This window comes from Symmachiella macrocystis, assembly GCF_007860075.1.
GTDB lineage: Bacteria > Planctomycetota > Planctomycetia > Planctomycetales > Planctomycetaceae > Symmachiella > Symmachiella macrocystis.
Map to the genome: position 1 here is coordinate 791591 of NZ_SJPP01000001.1, position 26325 is coordinate 817915.

The window sequence follows — 26325 nt, forward strand, 5'->3', positions numbered from 1 at the left end:
GAGTACCGGTCATGCCCCAACCACCATTACCGCAGTATCCCAGCACCGGACTCTCACGTCGCGTCGCTTTAAAAATCGCCGCCGCCGGCACACTCTCCTTCGCGCTCCCAGCATTGGATCTCCGCGCTGCTGCAAAGCGCGGCGCGGAGCGCGAGAAATCGCTGATCACGCTGTGGTTGGCGGGCGGACCAAGCCAACTCGAGACCTGGGACCCCCACCCCGGGACCCAAGTCGGCGGACCGACCAAGGCCCTAGCCACGATGGTTCCCGGTTTGCATATCGCCGACCTGTTTCCCCACACGGCCGAACAGATCCACGAACTCTCCGTGATCCGCTCGCTGGTCTCTAAAGAGGGGGACCACGAACGCGGCGCCTATTTCCTCAAAACGGGATACCGCCCCGACCCGACCGTAACCCACCCTTCCATCGCCGCGCTGGTCACACAACAACAAGCCGACAGTCGTGTCGAAATCCCCCGCAATATCTTGATCGGCAACGACCCGTTTCCCGGTCGCGGTGGATATCTCGGCGACAAATTCGATCCTTTCAAGGTTTTCAATCCGCAAGACAAAGTCAGCAACGTCACGGCAAACGTCGACTATCAACGGCAACAGCGACGGTTGTCGAACTTGGATATTATCGAACAATCGTTTCGCAAAAACCGCACCGCTGCTGCCGACCGCACGCAACATCGCCAAACCCTGCAACGGGCGCTGACCATGATGACCTCCGAGCAACTGCAGGCGTTTGAATTGCAGCGCGAACCGGCGACCATCCGCGCCGCTTATGGCGAGACCTCTTTCGGACAAGGCTGCTTGATGGCGCGGCGGCTGGTCGAGACCGGTGTCAAAGCTGTGCAAGTCACGCTCGACGGGTTCGACACGCACGCCAACAACTTCGACGGCCACCAAGAAAACGCGGCGATCCTCGACCCGGCACTGGCCATGCTGCTGAACGACCTTCGCCAACGCGATCTGTTGGAATCAACAGTCGTCTTATGCATTGGAGAATTCGGCCGCACGCCCAATATCAATGCTCTCGACGGCCGCGACCACTGGCCCACCGGTTTTTCCGCACTTCTCGGCGGCGGGGGATTGCGCAGCGGCGTTGTAATCGGCGAAACAGATCCCACCGGCGCCAAAAAAGATCCCGTCGACCCGATCGAGGTCCCCGATTTATACGCCACCATCCTCGCCGTGCTCGGAGTCGAATACGCCCAAGAAGTCATCACCCCCATCGGCCGCCCCTTGGCACTTTGCGAAGGCTCGCCGATTGAACGATTGCTGTTGCCTTCGACGTAGTCCCTTAGTAGGCGTTGTCCTGAAGCCCGGAGTTTTTTTATCCGTGGCTCATAAGTATGTTCTGCAACGGTGAATATCACTCCGCGCCGGGATTATTTATTTCTTGAACAAAGCTCCCACGCCACTGAAAAAGGATATGATCCCCAGACCGATGAATCCGCGGATTCGCCAACCGTGATTGACCCGCAAGTAAATCCCGCCGCCGATCAGGCCAACTCCGATAAGAATTCCCGCCACTCCAAACACAATCGCCGCCGTCCGTTCAACGCCATCTCCGTATTGTTGGGAATGAGGCATTGATGTGGCCTTGGACGGATCGCCGTTGGGAAAACGATAGTCGCGTTCCTGGGCCATGTCCCATTCGTCGTCATCCTCCTCGTCGTAAGCCGGCCGCTCAACGGCTGCCATTTGTGAAAATTCGGAATCAAGGTCCATGTCCAAAAAATCCGAGTCCTCATCCGTCTTGGCCTTTTTCGCTTTCACTTTCGCTCGCGCTGCCGGGCGGCGGATGGCCAACACCTTGTCGCACGCCTTGCACTTGAATTTCTTCCCGGCGAGTTTATCAGCAACTTTATAAGTCTTGCCGCACGAGCAAGGTACGGAAATGGTCATGTCCTACTACTTCCCAAGCAGAGGTCCAAGGAAATCCGCTAATGCCAGCACTCATAGGGCAGGCGAGAATTTGTAACTGAAACGGGTTTAAAATTGCCCCAATTCAATCGCTGTCGATCAACATCCTCACCCCGCCGATAATGAAAAAGATTCCAATCGCGCCCAGGCCGCGCCAGCGGATGCCCTGTGTCGACCACAGAAGCCACGTGCCGATCACCATACCGATACCTAAAACTATCCCCGCCATTGCCAATAAGACCTTCGCTGTTTTCTCAACGTTGGATGGCTGAGGAATATACTTGTCCGCCAGTTCCGCATCGGTTTTGTTCAAATCGGCGACGCGCGGTTCACGCCGGGTACGGGCATCTAGAAAAGGCGACTCTTCCTCCTCATAGCTGTCCGACCGCGGCCGCTCAACGGCTGCCATTTGTGAAAACTCGGAATCGAGGTCCATGTCCAAAAAATCCGAGTCCTCATCCGTCTTGGCCTTTTTCGCTTTCACTTTCGCTCGCGCTGCCGGGCGGCGGATGGCCAACACCTTGTCGCACGCCTTGCACTTGAATTTCTTCCCGGCAAGTTTATCGGCGACTTTATAAGACTTGCCACACGAGCAAGGTACAGAAATGGTCATGTCTAAATTCTTCCCGAGCGATGGTCAAAGTGGATCTGTCGGTGGATTCCGACAGGGAAGCGCCGGTGCCATTGAGCTGGAGCGGTTTATTCTGTCTCTGCTTCTTCCTCTTCTTCTTCTTTTTTGAAGAGCAAGTTCAAGCTAACGATGGATACAACAATTCCCGCTGCCCCGAGAAACGGCCAGAAATATCCGTAATGCACTGAAATCAGGTAGGTGCCGAAGATCATCAACAAACCCAAAACGACGCCCATTAAGGGAATCAGTTTGCTGACTACTTTTTCTACGCGGGGCATCGACGGAATAAAAAAGCGAGGCTCTTTATTCTGGGAGACATCGAGGCCGGCAGCGGCCAGACCGCGCCTTTCGAATGGATCGGCAAATTGGCTTTCCGATTCGTCCTGTCGAGGACGCGCGCGTTTGACTGCCGTCATCTGCGAATACTCGGCATCCAGATCCACATCCAAAAAACCAGAATCGTCGTCGCTGGAAGCTACTTCCCGTTTCGTTTTGGCACGCGGCTGCGCAATCGCCAAAACCTTGTCGCACGACTTGCATTTGATTTTTTTGCCGGCAAGTTTGTCAGCCACCTTATAGGCCTTACCGCACGGGCAGCGCACCGTAATAGACATCCATCAATTCCCTAAGCGAGGCTAAAACAATCCGGCGAGTCCCGTTGGGACAACGTACTATCCGCATGTTACTGGTGGTTAATCTGAAAATCCACAACTTTTTTTCTCCGATTTTGCAATCCGGGCGACCGCAGCGGTCTGCCTTGCGAGCAGTTTCAAAACCCGGTTGCGTTAGTTCTCGAAAATTTCAGATCAGTGTCACCGGGAGGGGTCAGAGAGTTTTGAAACAACTTGCAGGGACCTACCGTACATTTGATAATTGTTGCTCAAATGCCGGGCACATCTGCACCCTCCGCTAGGTTGAAGGACGTGAATGTCAAAATTTTCCGCGCACGGTCAGCAGGTTCCGACAAACGCGATTGTGCCGACAAACATCCTTTACGATCTCCCGTTTACTGTTCCGATATTTCAAAGGAGTACTAGAACCAGTTGTAAGAGAGTGCCCACGCTCTCTTTCTGGGAAATGCACATAACCGCCAATTGAGATTTGGGATGGATACCATGCGAATTTCGTTTGCTAGGTCGCTCGCGGCGACTATTTGTTCGGCTTTGACGGTAACGGTTCTCTGCGGAACCGCGTCGGCTCAAGTCGTCCCCGGAACCGGCACCTTCCAAGCGAAGGCTAGCGACGACTTTGAAGATACCCAATGGGTCTTCACGCACAATTTCCCCAAGAGTAGCAGCAACATCGACAAACAAACCCGGTATCCCTCCGGCAAGTCGAACAACAGCAAATGGTTCGAAAGTCTCAAGCGCGGACAACCCGATGTCATCAAACGCGTCACCCCTCCGGCGGGCGGACTTCCCGGCAGCACCGGCGCGATGTTGATGCAAACATTGAATTCCGGCATCCCCGGTTACTCATCGCGCAAATGGCAACAGGACGACCTGTTAGTCGATGTGACTAATGCCTTAGGCGGATTTGTTCCGGTGGCTTGGTCACCCAACGTGGTGGTCCGGCTCTACATTCCCGAGTTCGACAAATGGGAAAACCGGACCGGAACCTCGTTTGGATTTCGCGCCAGTGTCCTGGCGCAGCGTTCCACGCGGGGCGGTTCTCGTAAACGCGGCTTGTTTGGTTTCCGATCCCGGTTTAGCGGCGGAACGGAAAGCGAAACGCTCTATCCCGGTATGTTCATTCAATTCAACAGCAAGACCAACGGCTACAAAGAAGACTCCGCCTACTTTATCATCCGCGCCGATGAACGGGGCTACGACTACACCGGTCCGCAAATCAAACAAACCGGCTGGTGGACGATCGGCATGTCGTTCACTCCTGATGGACGGATTCACTACTACGGAAAACCGGGTGTCGAAAACCTCACCCCCGCCGACCACATCGCCTCGCACAACTATCACGATTACAGGTGCGTGCGATTCAACACTTACTTTTTCGACGTCTGCAACGCCAACGACGGCCGCACCTGGTCCACCCCCTGGATCATCGATGCCTCGGCGATGTACATGTCACGGAAATAAACCCACCGGAAAAACACCCCCCCCTCTCCCTCTGAGAGAGGGCTGGGGTGAGGGGTTCCCGCACAACAGGTGATCGTCCCACTCCAGCGCCAGTTGTTCCTGCCATCTCGACGTGATACTCTCTGCGATTGAAATTCAATACCGCAGACGCCGCGACCTTTCGCTCTGTTTTCCAAATGCGAGGCCTGCGGTCACGAAGGACGGCAGGCTGATGGGCTGGGAACAACTACGCGGACATACACAGCAAATCGAAATGTTTCGTCGCACGCTGTCGCGTGGTCGACTGGGACAGGCGTATCTGTTTGTGGGGCCTGAGGGGGTTGGCAAACAGACCTTCGCGACGACTTTAGCGCAGGCACTCTTTTGTCAGACCCACCCCATCACGGACCTCGATCCCTGCGGAGTCTGCCCGGCTTGCAAACAGATGGCCAGCGGCGCGCACCCCGATTTTTCTCGCGTGCAACTTCTGCCGACTAAACGCGAACTATTGATCGAACAGTTTATCGGCCCCAAAGAGAATCGCGGCAAGGAAGGCTTATGCCACGACTTGTCCCTCAAGCCGATGTCGGCCGACCGCAAAATCGCCGTCATTGATGACGCCGACAAAATGCGAGTTGAGAGCGCCAACGCCTTGCTAAAAACTTTGGAGGAACCGCCGCACGGTTCTTTGATCGTGCTAATCGCCACCAATCTCGAGCAGCTATTGCCCACGATTCGCTCGCGCTGCCAAACGATTCGTTTTGCCCCCCTCTCCTCCGAAGACGTGACCGCTTTAATCTTGGAGAACGAAATCACCGACTCTCCCGAGCTCGCCGCTGAAATAGCCGCACTGAGCGACGGCAGTTTGGCCACCGCAGCGCAACTGGGAGACTCTGAACTATTGGAGCATCGGCGGACATTGTTTGCCGCACTCGCTTCGGAACGTTTTCACAGCGTAAATACAGCAGCCCAGGTCATGGAATGTATCGAAGCGGCCGGTTCAGACGCGGCGGCGCAACGACAACGGGCCGCTTGGATGATCCGGTTTTGTATCGAGTACTACCGCCTCTCGCTTGCAGAGGCTTCCGAAATCGACCCGGAACAGGCGGAAGTGATCGGCGCCGCCATCGAACGCGCCGTGACAGCGCAATTGCACTTGGATCGCAGCATGTCGGTCGCATTGTGCATGGAAGCACTGTTCGACGACCTGGGACGAGTCGGCCGCGCAGCACGTACGACCGCCTGACCATCCGGCGCTATTCCCCCGACCACGGTGATGCCCTTCCCTGCAGCTGACAATGCGGCATTTTCTGCCACGATGGCAATTGCCGCAGCGATGGGCCTATAATGCCCATTGGGATTTTTGCCTTTCCACAATTTTCAATACGTGCCGCCACTTGAATGCATCGGGATAAACGATGCACGACTGACAGCGACGGCTTCGTATTGAAATTTATACATGTCTATTGAGATCACCATGCCGAGTCGTTACGTCGTTCGCTATGGGTTAATCCGTCACGTCGCACCCTTTTCGGTAAAAGGTCCGCAAACCTATGCCCGCAGTGATTCCGTGGTCGTCCGTAGCGACCGGGGAATGGAATTGGGCGAGGTTCTTTGCGAAGCGACCGAACGCGCCGTTAAGTTTTTGCCCTCATCCGAAACCAAAGGCCATATTGTCCGCTTTGCCACTCTCGAGGACGAGCAATCCAGCGGAGAGTTGCACGAAAAGGAGCGGATTGAATTCCACGATTGCGCGGAAATGATCCGCGAGCGCAAGCTGCAAATGGAACTCATCGATGTCGAGCACGTGCTCGGCGGGGAACGGATCGTCTTTTTCTACTTGGCGGAAAAGCGGGTCGATTTTCGGGAGTTGGTCAAAGCGCTGGCAAAGAAATTCCACACGCGGATCGAAATGCGGCAAATCGGTGTCCGCGACGAAGCCAAGTTGCTTGCGGATTACGGCGACTGCGGCAAACCAGTCTGTTGCAATACGCATCTCACCCAGATGCCGCCGGTTTCCATGAAAATGGCCAAAGTCCAACGAGCCACTTTGGACCCAACAAAGATTTCCGGCCGTTGCGGACGGCTCAAGTGCTGCTTGCGGTACGAATACGATACGTATCAGGAAATCCGCCGGGAGTTGCCCGCCGTGGGAAACATGGTTGTCACTAAACAAGGACAGGGTAAGGTGTTACGCCAAGAAATCCTGGCCAGGAAGTTGTTGATTCAATATGAAGATCAACGCCGCATTATGGTTGATGAAAGCGAGATCGTGACAGTCGTCAAACGCTCCAAACCGGCCGAGGCGGTCAAGCCAGCTGAGTAAAAATTGCCGCATTAATGCACAGTCGCTCAACAGACGCTTCATTGTTCGAGTTGAGACAACCAACTTGCAAACCTGAAACCTTAACGTCTGGGAACTGCTGGAAGTCTCGGGGGACACCGGCAACCATGAGGCGGATTTTTTTACCTGCCAGGGTATCTTAAGAAAAAGTCAAGATTTGCATTCAAATTGCATCCCCTATCCGGTTATGATGAACACGTACGCCGCCACAGACAATCGGTGAAACCTGCCGTTGGAGATCGTCAAAGTGTTGAAACCCTGAATCGTCGCAGGCGGTGAGGACAGCGTTTGTTTGGAAAGTCTGAGGACTTGGAATTTCGCGTAAATAAAGAGTCTCCGAAAACATCGCCTGGCCAAAGTTCATAGCAATAAAAATTCGCTGTGAAACCGGGAACGGAAGTGTACTACGCAAGCCATGACAACGACATCAAAGACAACGATCAGACGCCGTTACGATTCCAATGCGTATCGGTTCATTTTCCCGGCTTTGCGATATTCGCAAAATCTGTTTCGCCATCCCCCCGCAACCGGCGTCCATTTTTCCGAAGCGGAGGCCCATATCTCCGGACAGGAACTGGTCAACGGCATTCGCCAATACGCCCAAGAACAGTTCGGCATGTTGGCCCGCACCGTCTTTAATAGCTGGGGAATCTTTACGACGGAAGATTTCGGGAAGATTGTCTTCGAATTGATCGAAAGCGGAGACATGAAGAAGACCGACGATGATCGTTTGGAGGATTTTTGCGACGTCTTCGATTTTGAAGAAGCATTCGACGATCAATACGTCATCGATGTCAGCCGCGCCTTCTCTCCAAACTAACGGTGCTTCCGCTCGAAATTTACAGCGTGTTTCTCCGCGGGGAAAAGTGTCGCCTAGCCATCAAGATGCCGGCGTTTCTGGGCTAACCAAGGCTCCACTGCGGCAAAATCGCACTGAGGCAAAATCCCGGAGCGGTGACCGCATCCACTTGAGTTGATATCTGTTCGATCCCGAGAGTTGCGTTCCAGCCAGCATTTCGGAAATCGTGCGTTGCAGGGAAGGAAAGCACGTTGTCACGACATCGCCGCCAGGCGGCTCAAAAACAAGACTCTGCAGCACTGCCGCCCGTGGGCATGGAAGAACAAAACGCCGTTTTGCCGCGTTCAAAAACAAGATTAGTCGTCGGTATAATCGTGTGGGTCGTCTGGATCGCCGGCCTGTTGGCCTTGGCCGGGCTAAGCTCCAATCCAATCACGCTCAACCGCCGCCAATTCGCTGACGCAGACTTGGTGATCATTGGCAATGTCGCTGATTCATCCACCGGCCGCGTGAGCGTTGCCGAAACGATGTACGGGATATTCCCCGAAAAAGAACTCACCGTCGTCGGTCTCTCGGAAATTTCCAATCTGTCCGCCGGCAACTCCTATGTGATGCCTCTAAAACGGCTTAATGGCGAGTTCGATGTTGTGGCCATCACAAAAGACGAACGGGGCCGTGTCGTTTATCCCGCCACGAGCGAAGTCAGATCGCAACTCGACAACGTTCTCGTCGAAATCAGCAAACGGCTCACACCATAAAACTGAGGCTCGGAGCAGAGCGAAACTGGTTGGCTGGCGAAGTAGCCAGCGTTTGGAAAGGGACCGCAGTGGCAGCTGCAAAAAAACGGCGAGATGCGTTGTTGGGAAATCATCAGCGATGTTGGCTATGGGGACGGCACCTGGTACGGCAAACGCTCGAAGCCAATCGATGGCCCATTCACGAAATTCGTTTGGCCGACCGCCTGGACGAGGAAGAACTGTTGCGACTGCAAAGCCTCGCCGACCATCACCAGGTTCCGGTGCTCGTGGAATCAGCCACCCGCTTGACCCAATTGGCCAAAACCAAGGACCACCAAGGTTATCTCGCCAAGATGGGGACTTTCCCTTACACGCCGGCCGAAGACCTGCTGCAAAGTCCGGTTCAAAACCCGCTGTATTTAATTTTGGATGCGATGCAGGACGCGTACAATTTCGGAGCGGTGATCCGCTCGGCTGAGGTATTTGGCGTCACAGCAATCGTCGTCGGAGAACAACGTCAAGCGACGGTCAACAGTCTGGTAGCGCGAAGTTCCGTCGGCGCAGTCAACCGCGTGCGGATTGTGCAAACCGCAGAAGTGGTGACCATGATTCAACATCTGCAGACGCAGGGAATTTCGATCTATGGTGCGAGCGAAAAGGCGGTTGAACCAATTTTCAGTCACAATTTGTCCGGACCGGTCGGGTTGGTCATCGGCAACGAGGGAACCGGAATTTCCCCCGAAGTTCAAACGGTTTGTGACGGGTTTGTACGAATTCCCCTGCAAGGTAAAATCGGTTCGCTCAACGCGGCCGTCGCGGCCGGAATCGTGCTGTATGAGGCAACACGCCAGCGATGACCCGTGCGAGAATGACAGCCTGGTTGCCGCAAGCCACCAGGAGGGGCGTAAAATCGGGAATGACCCGTATCTCCGAAAAAATCGGTGAATTTCGCGCTGTGAATTGCCTAGAGAGTCGTTACCTTGAGGACGTCCAAGGATTTGGCCGCTACATTGTCCATAAGAGATGTCCCCTGAACTGCCGGGTACGTCTCCTGCGTACCGTCAATACTGGCCGGACGCATGGAACAACAGCGAACGCGGTTTGCACGCATTGTGCGGAACTCTCTGATCGTGATGGGATGTTGAGGAACGTCAACGCATTTCCGCATGGCCAATGGAGGGGCAATACCGGGTCTCGCACGGTTTTTATCATTGAACAGAAAATATGCTGGGGACTTATCCACCGATTTCTAACTGCACACAGTAGTACTAAGAGGAATCAATGGGGCACGAGTCATAAACGGGGCACAGACTGTTGACGGACCGCTCGAATTCGAATGATGCGAATCACCAGAGAGATCCCTTCAAAAAAACGGCCGCATGTCGGCAACAAATTCAAGCCAGGTTGGACTGCAAATGAAAACTCAAATTCTCGGAATTGAATCGACTTCGCACCAGACACGTCATGGACGTGTCAACGGACGACTGGTTTTGATCTTGGCGGTTGCGCTGTTGGTTTCAGGGACCGTGATTCATCTCGTGCACGGTGTGATGGTCGATCGAAACGCAAGCGACCTGTATGACCGCGCCGTCCGCTTGCTGGACGAGGCAAAGGCTGACGAAACCGCCGCGCAGTCGGCCGAAGGCGAAAAGCTGGAAAAGCTGGAAAAGCAAGTTACACAAAAACGCCGAGATGCGATCCGTTACCTCGGGCAGTACCTACAACTGGAAACAGACGATCACGAAGCTTGGTTGCTGTACGCCAAGTCCTCTGATGAATTCCAAACCGCACCCAGGTCCCGACGGAAGGTGCACGAGCGTATCAATGCAGCATTACGCAAATTGGAATCCGCAATAGAAGCGGGCACCGCTACGGATGATGTCGCCGAACAATACCAAGCTCTCCGCCGCCGCTCCATTAAAGTGGCCATGAATGTAGGAGCTTTGACGAGAGAACTCAGCCTATTCAAAATCGCCGCACAAGACATTGATGAACTCAACGATGAGCTCAACAATGACGAGAATAGTGAAAATGACAACGACGCGGAATTAAAATTGTGGTCCGGAATTTGTGCCGCCCAACTACAAGAATGGAAACAAGCCGCCAGCGCATTTGACGAGGCAATCGCGCTGGACCCCAGTTTGGTCGAGGCTTACAAAAACCTAATCCTGGTCATCCGGGACCACACTCGTGACGTGCCTTTTCAGGGGTATGATCCTTCCGGAAGAACGGGAGTGACCGTTGACGAAGTGATCACACGGCTTGGTGAAAAGATGGTGGCAAACGGCAAACCCGCCTATCAAGCCTATTTCACCAGAGCCGTCCTGGAACAAGAAAGTAGCGAGACAGCTGACAACGATGAAATCCGCGATGCCGACCTGAAGCAAGCACGCGAGGACATCGAAAAGTCAGTGAAGCAACTGGAAACCTTGATCGCGCAGCCCGAGCAAAGTATCGACAAGACAATCGATTCCCCGGCGAAGGAAATCGAACCGTTTCTGGTTGCGTCTCGAATTTATTCGACCTCCGCTAGGTATGCGAACGAACATTCGGATGCCGAGACCGCAAAAAAATTCCGGGAAAAGGCACACCTATTCGCCGCCACGGTCCTTGACCGCCAACCATCCAACCTGACCAGCTACTTATTGCTGTCGAAAAACGAACAGTCGACGCAGTTTGCGAAACCGACCGCTGAGCAGGACCTATCAGCCCCGATTCAATACCTCAAAGATGGGTTGGCACAAATTCCCGAAGGACAGCGACTCGCAACTACCGAAGAATTGCGTTTGCGGTTGGAATTGGTCGAACAAATGATCCTCGCCAAGTATTGGGAGGAAGGCCCCGATTCCGCTGGTAAGAATCAAGAATTGCAAGATGCCTTCATCTCTTTAACAGAACGCAATGCTCCCGGCAGCCGCGTCGACTTTCTGCACGCTCTGCAGCTCTTTGAACAACATGACTGGAATAAAGCGATTCCGGCTTTGGTCGAGGCGCGAGAACAATTGCTAGAGGAAGATCTCCTCTCTCTCAGAATCAACATGATGTTGGCCACCGCTTATGGACAAACCGGCAATTCGCAATTGCAACTGCGTGCATTGGAACGCGCCAAGGAACTCAGTCCGCTGATGATTGCCGTGCGAGTCCGACTTGCCAGTGCCTTGGCGCGGGCCGGCCGTACCGACGAGGCGATCGAGGATTTGAACCTGACAAAAATATCTGTTGATGGAGTTGCGTCACAGATTGCTCGACTCACCATCCAGCAAATGCAAAGAAACCCCGTACAGCGCCGCAAATGGAATGAGGTCCGTGATCGACTAACTCAGGTTCTTGATCTGCTTGATAAATCGGGTCGCAAATTCTCGCCGGATTGGACCACAGTTAAAACGGCACTTGCTCATACATATAAAAACCACGCCACGGAATTGAACGACACCAAACCGAAGCAAGCCAAGCTAGCGCTTGACGAATCCGAGACGTTGCTGCGGGAGGCCATCGAGCAACAACCCGACGAACCAACGTATTGGACGGAATTGGCGAGTGTGCAATTCCTGCGAGGGTCGCTGGAGAAGGATGGAAAGGATAAACGAAGCACACAGGCTGAAGCCCTAAAACTCTTAGACGAAGCGGATGCGATATTCGGGCCGCTCCCCGTCCTGCTCACAACGCGTGCCAACGCAATAGCCCTCCTGCACGCTGACGATGAAAACACAACCGACGCAATTGAGCAAATCAACGCCTTGGGAGACGATCTGGGCGACCTGAACGACGAGGAGAAAATCCAGCTGTGGAGAGGTCTAGGCATGGCCAATCTGAGCCTCGGATCCATCAAGAACGCACGCCGCTACTGGCAGCAAATCGTCGACACCAAACCGTTCAACTTGGAATACCAACTGTTCTTGTTGCAATTGGTACTAACCGATTCCAAGTTTCTGCTCAGCAATGTCAAACCTGACCTACCGGCCGACAAGTTGGCTGAACTGCGAAAACAACACGAGGCCTTGCGCGAAGAGGCTACGCACATCGCCGCAGAAATCCGCAAAATTGAAGGCGACGGCGGACCGAATGGTGATTTTGCAGAAGCGAACGCGCTGTTACTTGAAATCGAATTCCAGCAACGGCAATTGGCCACTCAACAGATGACTGTTACCGATGAGAAACTCATTGCGCAACTGCAGCGCGCTCGAAAATTGTTGCTAGCCGCCAAAAGCAAGCAACCGCGAGATACTGAGATCCCAGCCGTGTTAGGACGCGTGGAACTTTCTTTGGGCAATGAACAAGCAGCTATCGATAATTTATTGATCGCCGTCGATCTAGGCGACTACAACTCCATCGTCTTGGATCAACTCATTCCGTTGCTTTCCAAATACAACCGCAACGATGAGATTCGCAGCATCGTCAACCGCGTGCAGATTCGCACACCCGAAGTGCTCACCCCGGGTAACGGGTCAGGCTTTGGCAACCGACTGGGGGCATACGCGGCTCAGGCGTCCGTGCAACTCGGGGACTATGCTGATGCCGTCGACCTCCTCAAGAAAATCTCGCCCGACCCGGAAAATAACGCCAATTATCACCTACGCGTTGGCCAGATCAAACTGATGGAAGCCCGCAGCAAAAAACGCGTTGACAAAGAGACTGAAATCGAGCCACATTTCCGCGATGCGATTAAGATTGCTCCCCTGGATCCCAAGGCACGATTGGCACTGGTCGCATACCTGCTGGAGGCCAACCGACGCGAGGATGCGGTGCAGGAAGTTGAGAAAGCAAAAACCGATCTGGGCAGTGATGACAATCATGCACTGTTAGCCAGAATGTATCGCGCCGTCGGAAATCTGGACGTAGCGACCAGCGAATACGAAGAGGCACTCAGCAAACGCCCCACCGATAGCATTCTGCTAGGCGAAATGGTTGACTACTACGTCAGCCTGAAAAACGCCGAGGCTGCCGAACAAGCCGTTAACGCGGCCCTCTCTATCGACGAGAAAAACCCAAGCTTATTCAGCGTCGCCGCCAATCTGTATGCAAAAACCGGACAGCGTGAAAAGGCATTGATTTATCTGAAAAAAATCCTCGATCGCAAATCGGAATTTGACGAGCCATTTATCAAATCCGCCCGCCGACGAAAAGCATTACTGCTGGGGACAACCAACGTCTATCAGGAAAGCTTAAACGCGGTGAAACTCATCGATGAAAACCTCGTCGAATCGCATGATCTCAGAGATTTGCGTGTCAAAATGGAAATTCTGAATCGCCATGCCACGCAAGACGCGCAAAAACAAGTGATTGAAATTCTCAACGAAATTGATGCCGCCGGTCAATTAAACCTCCAGGAACGATTTATCTTGGCCAAGTTGTATCAGATGCGCGGCAACTGGGATGCTGCTAAAGGGCAACTGCTCAATTTAGTGGATGCCGCCCCGAATTCGCAAAAATACCTTGCTGAGTACATTGATGGATTGATCAACCAAAACCAACAACGCGATGCCGCTCCCTTCATCACGCGGTTGGAGCAAATCGCACCCGATTCGATCGCACTGGCCATGATCAAATCCCGCATCGAAATGGCCGACGATGATCCAGAAGCGGCTGTGCGGGAACTCACACAGTTCTTAGACAACCATCCGCCCCCCAAATACGACCTCGATTTAGCAATGCGCATCGGCACACTCTACAAGGCCGATCCCCAGCCGACCGAAGAATTGCTCGACGTCTTCGAAGAATTTGTAAAGTCAACAGACGACCGCCAAGCTCCCGAAGTGCTTAAAAACGCCCGCGAACTATACAAAGATCAAAAGTCGGCAGAAGCCGCCCGTCTGGCCGCTGCGTTCACAGGGAAGGTTGTCGCGCGGGGAGATTTATTCGCCGAAGAAACCTTAGTGATTGCAAAAATATTGGAGACCTTGGCAGGCGAGGAAATTTCCGCCACCAACGAAGCCGTCATCACGAAAGCCGAAGAGATCTACCGCGACTACGTACAACTGTCTCGAAAACCAACTGCCAAATTTGCCCTGGCTAGCTTTTACGGCCGACAGAAACGCATTTCTGAAGCACTCGAGATTTGTGACCAACTTGATGACGGCAGTATCCCTGTTGCACAGATGATTGCTTTGAAAGTCGCGCTACTACGCACTGGGTTCGCTACGCCTGAAGAGGTTCGTCGTGTCTCCCAAAGTGTGGACCAGGCCGTGCAACAAAACCCAAACTCGATTCCCCTCAAACTGCAGCTTGCGACGTTACGGGACTACCAAGAACTCGATAGTGAAGCTATCGACGCTTATGATTCGATTCTCGAAAAAGATCCCAAAAATGTGCTGGCGAACAACAATCTCGCTTGGTTGCTCGCCATGAGTACCGGCAACGAAAAAAACACCGCGAAAGCCCTGAATTTGATTAATGAGGCCATTGCTGTCCGCGGTCCGGTGCCCGAATTCCTCGACACACGTGCGACAATTCATATGATTCAAGGAGATGCCGCCGCAGCCATTGCCGACTTGGAAATCGCGGTCAAATCAACCTCCAATAATAACTCGATGTACTACCACCTCGCGCAAGCTTACTTGCTGGCCGGAGATTTTTCTGAAGCAAAACGGACCATGCAGCGAGCACGCAAACAGGGATTCACCCCCCACGACTTGCATCCCCGCGAAATCGAAGCGCATGACCAACTCGTCCACGATTTGGGTCTGGACGTTGAGAAAAAATGAGAAAGCAACAGGGGCAGCAATGCAGACTAAGCCTCGCCCCTGTTTTCTCAGCTCGAAATCGTGACAATTTCATGAACATCAAGTTCGGTTATTGAGCTCCACATTGGGCCTAATACAGCTATGGCGCGTCTTGTCAGCCCTTTCTGAGCCCGTGTGGGCCAGTTTTCCGGTAAAATTGCGAATGGGCTTCTCGCGTCTCCCCAAGCATCCGCTGCGATTAGATTGCATTTCTCTGGTGATTCGACAATTGTCGCGAAATCACCCCGCCAAACCCCGTGTTTTGGGTAAACATAAAAAACTTCCAAAACAGAGTTTTTTTTGTTGACACGGATAGGTAGATCTCCGTAAATTGGAGAGTAGTGATGGGGGCTGCAATTGTGTCAGCAACATTTCCTGCCTCCCATTGATGACTGGCAACTATAGAATTACCGGAATGAACATGCGACGGAGAGCCTACAATTGGGTTCTGATTCTCGGCTGCATGGCCCTTTTAACGGGCCTGTCGTCGACTGCTCGCGCCGGTTATATCACTGATGCCACTCAAGTGCCCGACCTGTGCCTTGTCGATTCCGCCCAATCGGGTTCTTCTGCTGCAACAACCGACACCGAGCGCAAACCGGTGACCCCTGAGGCCCTATTGCAAATGTTCGGCCCGCTGGCCGTTAAGGGCGTCATGGATGCTGGCTCTGGAGTTGGAACCCCCTCGGTGAGTGGCACCGGGTCCTCAATGCCTATCGCCGGACTGCTATTGCCGGTGGAAGTTTCACAAAATCAACTAACGGCCCGCTTGGCCATCGCTTCTCAAACCTCACGGCCCCCGCCTCATGTGGACCGGCTGTTCCGACCGCCCCGCGTCGGCTAGTTTTTTCGCAAATCGAATAGTAGTAAACAGAGACACGATTTTGCATCGAGTTACCGGAAGATCCGGCCGCTCAATTACTTAAAAAAACTAGCAACTTAAGGTTTGAAAAATGAAGAAATCACTTTTCGTGGCCAGCTTGGTCGCAGCTGCTTTGTTGATGCCCAGTACAAAAGCCCAAGCCCAATTCGGACTCGGCTTCAACAGCCCCGTCGACATGAACTTTAGCGTTTTCGATGGTGCAAACGGTAATGGTAACACCTACAATGATGTCAACGGCATCACCCGTCTCTTGTTCTCAGGTGCGGTTGCATCGAACCACCTCGGTGCTGGCAATGCTACCAATGGCGATGCCGTTCACACTGTCGGTGGTGTTGTGGCAACAGGTTACTTAACTGGTCCGACCAATGCTTACTCCCCGCTTATCCCGCCGATCAGCGGAACAGGCGTTGGCGGAGGTCTTTCCTTCCTAGAACTGACAGCCACAGTTGACGCAACGGGCGTGATGTTCAACGTCGTCGACAATAACAATTTTCAAGTCGCCCTGACTGCAGTGACTGTCAATTTTTATGTTGACAACATTGATCCCGCGGCCCCAGGTGTTGGAAACTACAACTCCGGCGATGCTTCGACTTGGGTCGATGGCACCCCGGTCGCTACGTTCACCTTGGTCCCCGGAACGGGTGTCATTTCGTTCGCAGGTGCCGGAGTCAGTGGCTCCACCGAATTCGGTTCCGTTTTGACGGCTGACCCGGTCTTGGGCTTCTTGGCTGGCGAAATCACCAACTTAGTCGGCAACTTGCTGATGTTTGTCACAACTGACGATGAACCGCTGCCGCCGTTTCCTGGTGCCTTGCCGTCAAACATCGATGCTGTTTTCCCCGGATTCTCAAATGGTTGGGGAACCGGTATCGACGTCCAAGCCGCCATCGACGGTTCCTCGACATTCGACGTAGTCCCCGAGCCGAGCAGCTTTGTTCTGCTGTCACTCGGTGGTGTCGCTTTGGTCGGTGTTGCCGCCCGTCGTCGTCGTAACGCCAAAAAAGCTGCCTAATTCAGCTAAATCTGAATTCGAAAGCTAAATAGACTGTTAAACATCGCCTTCGGAGAAATGTTCTCCGAGGGCGTTTTTTATTGCGCCTTACCCTGCTTGTTACCCTCCTCCCAACGATCACCCGCCAAGCAATCCTCCTCCAAGGCCCCTAGCGTCCTGAATCAGGCGGAAACCGGCTTCGATTGCCGATACCGGGCCTTGATACTCGTCTTGACGTGTGCGGGCCTCAGCAGCAGGCAGAGGGCTGTGATCGCTACGCCCCCGAGGAATGCCCCCGAGGGATGGAGCGGAACAGTCACTGAGCAGAACCAGCAACCTAATAGTGCACCCACCGGCGTGCGGATCGGAACAGCAGTAACGTCACAGCCGCCACGAGCACGAACAGCACCCAGGCCGCCGCACTAGCGTAACCCGCATCCAGGTACTTAAAGCCCCACAGGAAGATGTGTAGCGAAAGCACCCGTGTCGAGCCTTCCGGACCGCCGCTCCCGCCACTGACCACATAGGCCTGCGTGAAGTACTGTACGGCCGCCACCAGCCCCATCACGACGTTAAAAAAGATCACCGGCGTCAAATGCGGGAGCGTCACCGCCATAAATTGCCGCACACGGCCTGCCCCGTCCAATTGGGCCGCCTCGTACAGCTCACGTGGAATATTCCCCAGGGCAGCCAGATAGATGATCATGAAGTTTCCTACCCCCCACAGCGTCATCAAGGCCAGCGCATCCTTCGAGCCGAGACCCGCTGTCCCCGCCCACAACTGAGCCGGGCTAAACGCTTCGGCCGCGTTATTCAGCCAAGTGGGCGCCCATCCGGTCGGCGCAAGCAGACGGTTCACCAGGCCGCGTGTGGGATTCAGCAACCACAACCAAAGGATCGAGGTCGCCACCGTCGGCACTATCGAGGGGATAAAAAACAGCGTGCGATAAACCGCCTGTCCCCTGACCCGCAAATTGAGCGCCACTGCCAATCCCACACCCAATAGCACACTGCCCGGCACCGCCAGCGCCGCGTAATACACCGTGTTCCACAGCGCCTGCCCAAACTCGTCGCCCCGCTCGATCTCGGCTGCCAACCGCCGATAGTTTTCGACACCGATCCATTGCGGTTCGCTCAACAGGTCGTAGCGGCAAAAACTCCAATACAACGACTGCAAGAACGGATATATGGTCAACAACAACAAACCCACCAACCAGGGTGCGACGAACAACAAGCCGGTTCGGGTTTGGCGGGAGGAATTTGTCATGTCGTCGGCGAGTATATCAGAAAAAGGATAAGACTTGAGGGAACCGGCTTATGGTTTGTAGAGTGTCTTTGAAAATCGGATTGTACTGACGCGGCTGAAATTGTCAGTGATTCGACCGATGCCTTATCATGCCGACACCTTGTTGGCACGTCGAACATCCCCGCGACGATGCTCGCGTCCGGCGCTCTATTTTGATCGAACCCAGGAGAATCAACGATGAGACGGATTGTGTCTGCCGGTGTGCTGAGCTTGTTATTTTTCACAGCCGGGATGGTTACCGCGGAAGAGTGGACACAGTTTCGTGGCCCCCATCGCGACAACCGCTCCTCCGAAACCGGACTGCTGACCTCTTGGCCCGAAGAGGGTCCAAAATTGTTGTGGACAACCCGCGGCATCGGCGAAGGATTCTCGACCGTTTCCGTCAGCGGTGGAACCCTATACACAATGGGCAACCTCGATGGGCAAGAACAAGTTTTCGCCTTGGATGAAAAAACGGGAGAGATCCTCTGGCAAACTGCAATCGGCGAAGCCTACGAACAAGGTCGCGGTAACGGTCCCCGCGGTACACCGACGATCGACGGCGACTTTCTCTATGTGTTGGGCGGCAGCGGCAATCTGGCCTGCATCAACCGCACGACCCACGACGTGGTTTGGAAGTTAAACATCCTGGATGAGTACGACGGCGAAAACATCAAATGGGGCATCAGTGAATCCGTGTTGATCGATGGCGATCGGCTGATCTGCACACCCGGCGGTAGCAAAGGCACCGTTGTTGCCCTCGACAAAAAAACCGGCAAAGAGATTTGGACCTCGATCACCAAAGACAAAGCCCGCGCGGGGTATGCGTCGGCCGTGATCACCACAGCTGGCGGAGTGAAGCAATACGTGCAATTCACGAGTGATGCAACCATTGGAATTCGTGCCGACGACGGTCAATTCCTGTGGAGCAATACCGCTTCGGCCAACCCGGTAGCCAACTGTTCCACAGCGCTGCTGACCGGCAATTATGTCTTCACCGCGTCGGGCTACGGCACGGGCGGCGCGTTGCTAAAACTCAATGCTGATGGGGACGGCGTCGAATCAGAATTCATGTACAAAACACCGATGATGAAAAACCATCATGGCGGCATGGTGATCGTCGATGGCTACATCTACGGTGCCAACAACAACGTATGGACCTGCCTTGACCTAACAACCGGCGACGTTAAATGGGCTGAGCGCTCCGTGGGCAAGGGAGCTTTGCTATACGCCGATGGACACCTGTATTTACGCGGCGAAAAAGGCCCCGTCGCCCTGGTCGAAGCCAACCCCGAGAAATTCGTCGAAACCGGCCGCTTCGACCAACCCGAGCGAAGCGACTACAACGCCTGGCCCCACCCGGTCATTGCCGACGGCAAACTCTACCTGCGCGACATGGACGTGCTGTTGTGCTACGACGTGCGGGACGAATAGCGAAAGCTCATGCGCCATTTGCACGCACGATCGTTATTCCTGCGGAATGAGTTCATCCACCTTTTCCGCAGTGAATCCGACGTGTTTCAGATAACCCCGCACAAATTTCAAATAATTTTCGCGACCGAGTTTATATTCAAGGTCCAACGTCTCGTATGAGAACCAGGACTGCTCAGAGCTCATTTGCTCGCTAGGAACATACACAAATCCGCAGACTGAACATGGCAAAGGATCGTAAATCGAAATGTCTTGCCTTGAATCACGGATAGCTCCTGCCTTGCATCTTGGGCAGTGTGGAAACGTAGTACGCATGCCGAGATCATCGTGACCAGGTGGGGCGAGGGACACGTGCAATGCAATGTCCTCAGCAATCGCCACACGTAACGCACTGAGAAAATCAAGAATCCCATTTTCGACTGAATCGTCGAGGTCGCGAATCTCAGTCAGGAGAAGATGTATTATTTCGCATTGCGACTTTGAAAGAGGAGACGACGCCCACAACCCATACCACTGTGGAGTAGTCTCAAGTAGCGTCGCGCGTATACGGGACTCCAACCCTTTTTCTTTAATGGTCCTCTGAAGCACATCCTCTAATTCTTTCCACTCAGGATAGATCTGGAGCGTCCCGTGACAACCAGCAATCTCGTCCATCTCTTGCTTCGCGACGTTCGCTTCGCATTGCCCGCATACATGCTGTGCTTGTCTCCAAAGTCCGTCTTTGATCAGCGAAGCCGAAACCCGATGTCCTAACTCCGGAATCTCAAACTCCACGCCGTTTGCATCGACTTTCCTTTTAAAGCACAGCACATAAATTCCGTCGAATAGCTTGCCTTCGCTCTCGCCACTGTTGATGAGCTTCAAGTCGAGCAATTGACTAGCAGTATTCTTGGGAGAAAACCATTGCGGACCAGTCTTAAATAGACAAGGGCGTTGCAGTGCCCAATTGACCCACTGGTAGGTGCCTGCCATCGACTTACCTCTCCGGCCGTTTGTGGATAGATCGGCAATCCACAAGGTTTCTCAGTACTAAACCGCCCCTCCGTCGGTCTTGTACCACTCCATCATCCGCCGTACCCCTTCATCGAACGTCACCTGCGGATCGTAGCCGAGTTCGCGGCGGGCTTTTTCGATAGAGAAGTCGAGGTTCAGGCCCAGGAACTTGAACCGCGCGTTGGATAACAGTGGAGCTTCTTTTTTGCCCAATAGCCGATAGACCCGTTCCGAGGCTTTGGTCAAAAACCGCGCCACCCCCAGTGGGACCGACCCAGTCGGTACTGGATAACCGGCCAATTCGGCGACCGAGGAGATGTAGTGTTTCTTGCTGACCAGTTGGCCGTCGGTGATGTTGAACACTTCGCCAATCGTCTCCGGCTTCTCCAGGCAGAGGAAAATTGCGTCGACCAGATTGCCCACGTAGGTGTTGTTTAAAAGTTGTTCACCGGAACCGAAGAACTTCACCTGCCCAATCTTGAGCCGCTCCAACAATCGCGGTAGCACGGTTTGATCGCGCGGGCCGTAGATGAATCCCGGCCGAACCACCGTCGCAGGCAGACTGTTGTCGCGGACATGTTCCAGCACCAGCCGTTCCGCTTCGGCCTTGGTGAGCGTGTAGCCGTCCATGCCGGTGAGGGTCGCCGGTTCACTTTCATCGGTTCCGTGATGGTCGCGGCCTTCATAGACCCCCAAGGAACTGACTTGGATGAACCGCTCTAAGCTGCCGGCCGCTTCCGCTTCAAGCAACAGATGTTCCAACCCACGGACGTTCACGGCGCGGTAGTCGTCGATCGGTCCCCAGTCCCCCACCTTCGCGGCGCAGTGCACAATCACACTCACGCCGTCGACTGCTTTTTTGAGTGCGTCGTGATCAAAAAAATCGCCGACGACTTGTTCCACGCCCCATTCGTCGAGCAATGCCCGGTTGCTGGACCCGCGGACGAGTGCTCGTGGCGTGTATCCTTGTTCGATCGCCTTCTGCACCACGTGGCTGCCAACAAACCCGGTAGCACCGGTGACGAGCATGATTTTATGTTGGTCTGAGATAGCGACCTCCTTGTGTCTCTACAACGACGTTCCCGCTCCGCAGGGAATAAGGCGTGCCACTGGCGGCTTGTCCGCCAGTGCGATTTTTCGATAGCGATTGGATAGACAGCAAACACGTCGCCGTAAACCGGAGCGGAGGCTGCCGCAACGACGATCGCATAATCTCCCAGATTGCCCGCGACGGTGCAACACCGCTCGCGCAGCCGAATTTCGTCGCCGAGGGAATTAACCTTCCAACAGGCTGCGGTAATGCGCGATTGTTTTTTCCAAACCGGGTCGCAACTCGACTTGCGGCGTCCAGTCGAGAACCTTCTTGGCCAGCGTAATATCCGGACAGCGTTGCTTGGGATCGTCTTGCGGCAGCGGGTGATGCGTGATTTCCGATTGGGAATTCGTAATGCTGCGAATCGTTTGCGCGAGGTCCAACAGGCTGGTTTCGGTGGGGTTTCCGATATTCACGGGGCCGATGGTTTCTTCTTGATTCATCATTCGCAGCATGGCTTCAATCAAGTCATCCACATAACAAAACGATCGCGAATGGCTGCCGTCGCCGTAGATCGTAATCGGCTCGTCCTGGATCGCCTGATTGATGAAATTCGAAATTACCCGCCCGTCTTGCGGATCCATCCGTGGTCCATAGGTATTGAAGATCCGCACGATGCGCACGTCCACGCCGTTCTCGCGGTGGTAATTAACGCACAACGACTCCGCGACCCGTTTCCCTTCGTCGTAGCAACTGCGCGGCCCGATGGGATTCACATGTCCCCAATAATCTTCGGTCTGCGGATGCACGTGTGGATCCCCATAGACTTCCGACGTCGACGATTGCAAAACACGCGCGCGACAACGCTTGGCCAACCCCAGGACATTCACCATCCCCACCGTGGAGGTCTTGATCGTTTTGATCGGATTGTATTGATAGGCGGGAGGCGAGGCCGGACAGGCCAGATTGAAGATTTGATCGCATTCCACATGCAGTGGATGGACGATATCGTGGCGGATCAACTCAAAGCGCGGATGATCCAACAGATGTTCGATGTTCCGTTTGCCGCCGGTAAAAAAATTGTCGACGCAGATCACCTCGTCGCCCCGTTCGATCAGCCGATCGCATAGATGGCTGCCCAAAAAACCGGCGCCGCCGGTCACAAGTGTCGTCGTCATCGTCGATCGTCCCGTTCTACGAATCTAAGAGGTGTATGCTTTGCCGTGATACGACGGTTGGCCGCGCGCAATCAACGTGTCCCTTGAAAACTCAGTTACAGCCAGCACCATGATCTCAATCGCCGGTCCATTGTCGGTACCAGTCTACGAACCGCGGCACGCCGTCGGCAATCGTAGTCCGCGGCGCGAAATCCAACAACCGGCGGGCCTTGTCGATATCGGCAAAAGTCCGCACCGGTTCGCCGGGCTGCAACGGCTCGAGCTGCTTGATCGCCTCTTTTCCGGTGGCCTGTTCGATCTCGGCAATCAAATCCATGATCGACTCCGCACGATGATTGCCCAGATTGATGACCTCGGCCTTTTCTAAACCGGGCGCCCGCAATGTGGCCAGAATCCCCTCGACAATGTCCTCCACATACGTGAAGTCACGATACATCTCGCCGTTGTTGTAAACGCTGATCGGGGTGCCGGCGAGAATCGACTCGGTGAATTTCCAAAGAGCCATATCGGGCCGCCCCCACGGTCCGTACACCGTGAACAATCGCAACCCGATCGTTTGAAAATCAAAGAGACGGCTGTACGTGCCGGCCAGAAGCTCATTGGAGCGTTTTGTGGCGGCATAGATGCTCATCGGCTGATCCACCGTGTCGCTTTCGGAGTACGGCAGCTTCTCGTTCCCGCCATAGACGCTGGAACTGGAAGCGTAGACAAACCGTGTGACCCCTTGGTTCTTGGCAGCTTCCAAGACATTCATAAAGGCGGTCAGGTTGCGCTCGCCGTACGTCAACGGATGCGTCAGCGAATAACGAATGCCGGGCTGCGCTGCCAGATGACAAACCAAATCGGGTTGGAACTGCTCAAACAATTCCACAACGCGATCAATCTCGCACAAGTCCATGGTGTGGGCTTGAAACTGGGGATAGGTCGCCGCAATATCCGCGTGACGCGCATCCTTAAGCCGCGGGGTATAATAGTCGTTGAGCGAATCGACCCCAGCCACTTCGTATCCATCGGCCAGCAACCGCTTTGCAGTATGAAAGCCAATGAAACCCGCCGAACCGGTGATAAGAACTTTTGTCATGCGAAACAAAGCTTCAGCAACTGGGGGTGGGTCTGTGCGATACGCGACATGTTAGTCCAGCCACAACGGCTGCTCAACAACGATCCCTGGACGATAAGAGGAGAAAAAGCAGCGGCAACGGGATGGGGGCAAAATAAAAACAGGGTGAACCGTGTTCAACCAAGGTTCACCCTGTCAGGTTCTATCCAATTAGCCTTTGACCGGCCACCATGAGGTGAACGGTTATTTTTTATCCTCACCGGTGGTCTTATACCGTTTGGATGTCTGATCCGAAGAAGTTCTCGTTTTCAGCAGTGGGTGCCGTGAGTATTTCCCGGCAGTCTGGCCGGAACTGCCGTCGCCCAGGCGGATGATCGTTTCATCCACAGCCGCACTGCGTGATCCGCTTTTTAGCGTATACTTCCGCTTGTCGCCCGGACGGTACAAACGTTGTTCGGCCTTGTAACCGATGAAGTTTAAAAAGTCGCTCAGCGAAACCAGACGCACACCATTGTCCAACGCCGCTTCCTGCATTGAGTTGAATTTTCTCAAGACTTCGAGGATTTGATCTCGTTCTTTGGGGACACTGGAATCCTCAGGACGGGGCATGTCGCCCAAAATCACGAATTTCACGTCGGTTGAGATCAAATTACTGAAATCAGCATCGTCCGGGATCGTCGTCCCGTCATCCAAGATTTCCGTAACGACCGAAGCTCCGGATGAGGTGATCAACTCTCGCAACTTTTTACGGTCTGAGCGGCCATCGCCATCGAGATCCACGAAGCCCACAATCGCCATTTTCTCTGTACGGCCGGGACTCCACAGCGGCGTGTAAATCGGGTCACGATCCGTGATTGGTAACCGAAAGTCAGCATCGACCACGCGGGCTTCCGCCAAGTGGGGACCCAGAATCTTGGTGATTTCGATCGCGCCTTTGATGTCGGCATTCGTGCGGGCGATACCGCTGTGTCCCTTCTTGTAGACACTGAACGTCATCCGTTTCGGCAACCGATCTGAACTTCCCAGGTTAATCCAGACCATCCGTTTGTCGCGGCTAGCCTTCACAATTTCTCCGTCAGGACGTTCGACTTCCTCTTTCTTAATATCGCGTAGCTCTCTCGACAAGCGACGATTGAGAGCCATCTGCTTCTTACTTCGATCAGTGAAATCGGTCGAAACGTCGGCTAGTTTCTGCTCCGCTTCCTCGGCGCGGCCTTCTGCAGTATTGACGCTTTCTTGTTTCTCACGAATCGTATCGTCTTTTTTGGACAGAATGTCTTGATGCGTTTCCGTGTTCTCCGCCAACGACTGCTCTGCTGCTGTGCGGGCTTCGTCGAGCTTTGCCAATTGGTCTTTGTTCGTCTGGTCCAACATGGCATACCGCGCCTGCAATTCGTCGTACATCTTCTGTTTTTGAGCCAACTGCTGATTCGCAGAGGACAACTCAGCGTGCATCTTCTGCAATGTCGCCAGGACCGTTGATTCTTGCTGTTCGCCGCCGTAAGTCTTCAAATCGTTCAACACGGCTCCGACAACGGTTTCGTCCTTGAGTTCCTCGTTCGCGTCACCCACTTCAGGGTGATCATGCCCCAAAAGGGCTTTCAGCTGGTTATTATCATCCAACGTCGATTTGGCCAATTGATTGGCTTCGACCGCTGCTTTTTTGTCTTCTTCCTGCGTCGCCAACCGCTCCTGGTTTTCTTGGGTCATCATGATCGCCCACACGCTGCTGATCAACGTCGTGATCACAAAGAAGACCAAAGTGAGCGTAAGCCCGGTGTTCTTGGACGAAGCCATATTCTGTCATCCTGAAAATTGCTGGAACCAATTACAAAACCCGGTTGAGCTTGTGCTTGATACGGTCAGACAACCGTCGGCACGAGACACCGGAAAATCGTCAATTCTGTTGATAGCGGCGGTCAGTGATACATCACGGCGGAATCAACCACCTGCGCGAATGCCCTGCGCAAGAACGTGTCCATCCAATGTACACGGTAATAGCTACACCGGTCAAAGGCCAATTCCCGGCGGCCGATGAGTTTACAAAAGATTCGCCAACGGTAGCGGCCGGCAGCAGATTTCACGAAAACGACGGTTCTGCCGATCATCCCTAAGGTGCGGAACACCCCACGCCCTCTGTCATTCTCCGACTCAGGCATGCTTTGCACACCCATTGTCCTTGGCCGCACAATAGTAGAGAACGGGAAACAGAGAGCCAAATTCGACGAATTGGCGTAA

20 protein-coding genes are annotated in these 26325 nt (G+C 54.0%); 11 read left to right on the top strand and 9 right to left on the bottom strand.

Annotation, left to right across the window (positions count from 1 at the left end):
• Window positions 1-11 precede the first annotated feature (11 nt).
• The gene (locus CA54_RS03075) at window positions 12-1301 is read left to right on the top strand and encodes a DUF1501 domain-containing protein (protein WP_146369391.1); all 1290 of its coding nucleotides are present in this window, start codon (window positions 12-14) and stop codon (window positions 1299-1301) included.
• Window positions 1302-1397: 96 nt separating this feature from the next.
• On the opposite strand, the gene CA54_RS03080 is transcribed toward CA54_RS03075, so the two are convergent.
• The 3 genes from CA54_RS03080 to CA54_RS03090 all read right to left on the bottom strand — a co-directional run bounded on the left by CA54_RS03080 (window position 1398) and on the right by CA54_RS03090 (window position 3176).
• Window positions 1398-1913, bottom strand: coding sequence for a hypothetical protein (locus tag CA54_RS03080; RefSeq protein WP_146369392.1), 516 nt, complete (start codon window positions 1911-1913; stop codon window positions 1398-1400).
• A gap of 103 nt (window positions 1914-2016) precedes the next feature.
• The gene (locus tag CA54_RS03085; protein ID WP_146369393.1) at window positions 2017-2544 is read right to left on the bottom strand and encodes a hypothetical protein; all 528 of its coding nucleotides are present in this window, start codon (window positions 2542-2544) and stop codon (window positions 2017-2019) included.
• Between the two features lie 86 nt (window positions 2545-2630).
• A complete protein-coding gene (locus CA54_RS03090; RefSeq protein ID WP_146369394.1) occupies window positions 2631-3176 on the bottom strand; it encodes a hypothetical protein in 546 nt (181 codons plus the stop codon).
• Window positions 3177-3677: 501 nt separating this feature from the next.
• Here CA54_RS03090 and CA54_RS03095 point away from each other — a divergent pair.
• The 9 genes from CA54_RS03095 (at window position 3678) to CA54_RS03135 (ending at window position 17128) form a co-directional block, all read left to right on the top strand.
• On the top strand, window positions 3678-4655 hold the full coding sequence (locus CA54_RS03095; RefSeq protein ID WP_146369395.1) for a hypothetical protein: 978 nt from the start codon (window positions 3678-3680) through the stop codon (window positions 4653-4655).
• Window positions 4656-4866: 211 nt separating this feature from the next.
• Window positions 4867-5880, top strand: a complete 1014-nt coding sequence (gene holB, locus CA54_RS03100; RefSeq protein ID WP_146369396.1) for a DNA polymerase III subunit delta' — start codon at window positions 4867-4869, stop codon at window positions 5878-5880.
• A gap of 213 nt (window positions 5881-6093) precedes the next feature.
• Window positions 6094-6960, top strand: coding sequence for a PSP1 domain-containing protein (locus CA54_RS03105; RefSeq protein ID WP_146369397.1), 867 nt, complete (start codon window positions 6094-6096; stop codon window positions 6958-6960).
• 433 nt (window positions 6961-7393) lie between these two features.
• Complete coding sequence (locus tag CA54_RS03110; protein WP_146369398.1) at window positions 7394-7798, top strand: Minf_1886 family protein; 405 nt, start codon at window positions 7394-7396, stop codon at window positions 7796-7798.
• 230 nt (window positions 7799-8028) lie between these two features.
• Window positions 8029-8535 carry a hypothetical protein gene (locus tag CA54_RS03115; protein ID WP_146369399.1) on the top strand — a complete coding sequence of 169 codons (507 nt, stop codon included), beginning with the start codon at window positions 8029-8031 and terminating at the stop codon, window positions 8533-8535.
• A 29-nt stretch (window positions 8536-8564) separates the two neighbouring features.
• Window positions 8565-9371 carry a 23S rRNA (guanosine(2251)-2'-O)-methyltransferase RlmB gene (gene rlmB, locus CA54_RS03120; RefSeq protein WP_197532171.1) on the top strand — a complete coding sequence of 269 codons (807 nt, stop codon included), beginning with the start codon at window positions 8565-8567 and terminating at the stop codon, window positions 9369-9371.
• Window positions 9372-9929: 558 nt separating this feature from the next.
• Entirely contained in the window at window positions 9930-15215 is a 5286-nt protein-coding gene (locus tag CA54_RS03125; protein ID WP_197532172.1) for a tetratricopeptide repeat protein, read from the top strand.
• A gap of 439 nt (window positions 15216-15654) precedes the next feature.
• Entirely contained in the window at window positions 15655-16077 is a 423-nt protein-coding gene (locus CA54_RS03130; protein WP_146369402.1) for a hypothetical protein, read from the top strand.
• A 109-nt stretch (window positions 16078-16186) separates the two neighbouring features.
• Window positions 16187-17128, top strand: a complete 942-nt coding sequence (locus tag CA54_RS03135) for a PEP-CTERM sorting domain-containing protein (protein WP_146369403.1) — start codon at window positions 16187-16189, stop codon at window positions 17126-17128.
• Between the two features lie 316 nt (window positions 17129-17444).
• Here CA54_RS03135 and CA54_RS03140 read toward each other — a convergent pair whose 3' ends face one another.
• Complete coding sequence (locus CA54_RS03140; RefSeq protein WP_146369404.1) at window positions 17445-18374, bottom strand: carbohydrate ABC transporter permease; 930 nt, start codon at window positions 18372-18374, stop codon at window positions 17445-17447.
• A gap of 216 nt (window positions 18375-18590) precedes the next feature.
• Here CA54_RS03140 and CA54_RS03145 point away from each other — a divergent pair, with 216 nt between their 5' ends.
• Window positions 18591-19826, top strand: a complete 1236-nt coding sequence (locus CA54_RS03145; protein ID WP_146369405.1) for an outer membrane protein assembly factor BamB family protein — start codon at window positions 18591-18593, stop codon at window positions 19824-19826.
• Window positions 19827-19859: 33 nt separating this feature from the next.
• On the opposite strand, the gene CA54_RS03150 is transcribed toward CA54_RS03145, so the two are convergent.
• The 5 genes from CA54_RS03150 to CA54_RS03170 all read right to left on the bottom strand — a co-directional run bounded on the left by CA54_RS03150 (window position 19860) and on the right by CA54_RS03170 (window position 25884).
• Window positions 19860-20795 carry a hypothetical protein gene (locus CA54_RS03150; protein ID WP_146369406.1) on the bottom strand — a complete coding sequence of 312 codons (936 nt, stop codon included), beginning with the start codon at window positions 20793-20795 and terminating at the stop codon, window positions 19860-19862.
• A gap of 57 nt (window positions 20796-20852) precedes the next feature.
• Window positions 20853-21845 carry an NAD-dependent epimerase/dehydratase family protein gene (locus CA54_RS03155; protein ID WP_146369407.1) on the bottom strand — a complete coding sequence of 331 codons (993 nt, stop codon included), beginning with the start codon at window positions 21843-21845 and terminating at the stop codon, window positions 20853-20855.
• Window positions 21846-22091: 246 nt separating this feature from the next.
• Window positions 22092-23027 carry a UDP-glucuronic acid decarboxylase family protein gene (locus tag CA54_RS03160; RefSeq protein WP_146369408.1) on the bottom strand — a complete coding sequence of 312 codons (936 nt, stop codon included), beginning with the start codon at window positions 23025-23027 and terminating at the stop codon, window positions 22092-22094.
• 115 nt (window positions 23028-23142) lie between these two features.
• The gene (locus CA54_RS03165) at window positions 23143-24108 is read right to left on the bottom strand and encodes an NAD-dependent epimerase/dehydratase family protein (protein WP_146369409.1); all 966 of its coding nucleotides are present in this window, start codon (window positions 24106-24108) and stop codon (window positions 23143-23145) included.
• Between the two features lie 222 nt (window positions 24109-24330).
• Entirely contained in the window at window positions 24331-25884 is a 1554-nt protein-coding gene (locus CA54_RS03170; protein WP_146369410.1) for a hypothetical protein, read from the bottom strand.
• Between the last annotated feature and the right edge of the window lie 441 nt (window positions 25885-26325).

Bases quoted from the DNA above. Each gene is read 5' to 3' on its own strand.
- CA54_RS03075 (WP_146369391.1), top strand. From the start codon at position 12: ATGCCCCAACCACCATTACCGCAGTATCCCAGCACCGGACTCTCACGT.
- CA54_RS03080 (WP_146369392.1), bottom strand. From the start codon at position 1,913: ATGACCATTTCCGTACCTTGCTCGTGCGGCAAGACTTATAAAGTTGCT.
- CA54_RS03085 (WP_146369393.1), bottom strand. From the start codon at position 2,544: ATGACCATTTCTGTACCTTGCTCGTGTGGCAAGTCTTATAAAGTCGCC.
- CA54_RS03090 (WP_146369394.1), bottom strand. From the start codon at position 3,176: ATGTCTATTACGGTGCGCTGCCCGTGCGGTAAGGCCTATAAGGTGGCT.
- CA54_RS03095 (WP_146369395.1), top strand. From the start codon at position 3,678: ATGCGAATTTCGTTTGCTAGGTCGCTCGCGGCGACTATTTGTTCGGCT.
- holB (WP_146369396.1), top strand. From the start codon at position 4,867: ATGGGCTGGGAACAACTACGCGGACATACACAGCAAATCGAAATGTTT.
- CA54_RS03105 (WP_146369397.1), top strand. From the start codon at position 6,094: ATGTCTATTGAGATCACCATGCCGAGTCGTTACGTCGTTCGCTATGGG.
- CA54_RS03110 (WP_146369398.1), top strand. From the start codon at position 7,394: ATGACAACGACATCAAAGACAACGATCAGACGCCGTTACGATTCCAAT.
- CA54_RS03125 (WP_197532172.1), top strand. From the start codon at position 9,930: ATGAAAACTCAAATTCTCGGAATTGAATCGACTTCGCACCAGACACGT.
- CA54_RS03130 (WP_146369402.1), top strand. From the start codon at position 15,655: ATGCGACGGAGAGCCTACAATTGGGTTCTGATTCTCGGCTGCATGGCC.
- CA54_RS03135 (WP_146369403.1), top strand. From the start codon at position 16,187: ATGAAGAAATCACTTTTCGTGGCCAGCTTGGTCGCAGCTGCTTTGTTG.
- CA54_RS03140 (WP_146369404.1), bottom strand. From the start codon at position 18,374: ATGACAAATTCCTCCCGCCAAACCCGAACCGGCTTGTTGTTCGTCGCA.
- CA54_RS03145 (WP_146369405.1), top strand. From the start codon at position 18,591: ATGAGACGGATTGTGTCTGCCGGTGTGCTGAGCTTGTTATTTTTCACA.
- CA54_RS03150 (WP_146369406.1), bottom strand. From the start codon at position 20,795: ATGGCAGGCACCTACCAGTGGGTCAATTGGGCACTGCAACGCCCTTGT.
- CA54_RS03155 (WP_146369407.1), bottom strand. From the start codon at position 21,845: ATGCTCGTCACCGGTGCTACCGGGTTTGTTGGCAGCCACGTGGTGCAG.
- CA54_RS03160 (WP_146369408.1), bottom strand. From the start codon at position 23,027: ATGACGACGACACTTGTGACCGGCGGCGCCGGTTTTTTGGGCAGCCAT.
- CA54_RS03165 (WP_146369409.1), bottom strand. From the start codon at position 24,108: ATGACAAAAGTTCTTATCACCGGTTCGGCGGGTTTCATTGGCTTTCAT.
- CA54_RS03170 (WP_146369410.1), bottom strand. From the start codon at position 25,884: ATGGCTTCGTCCAAGAACACCGGGCTTACGCTCACTTTGGTCTTCTTT.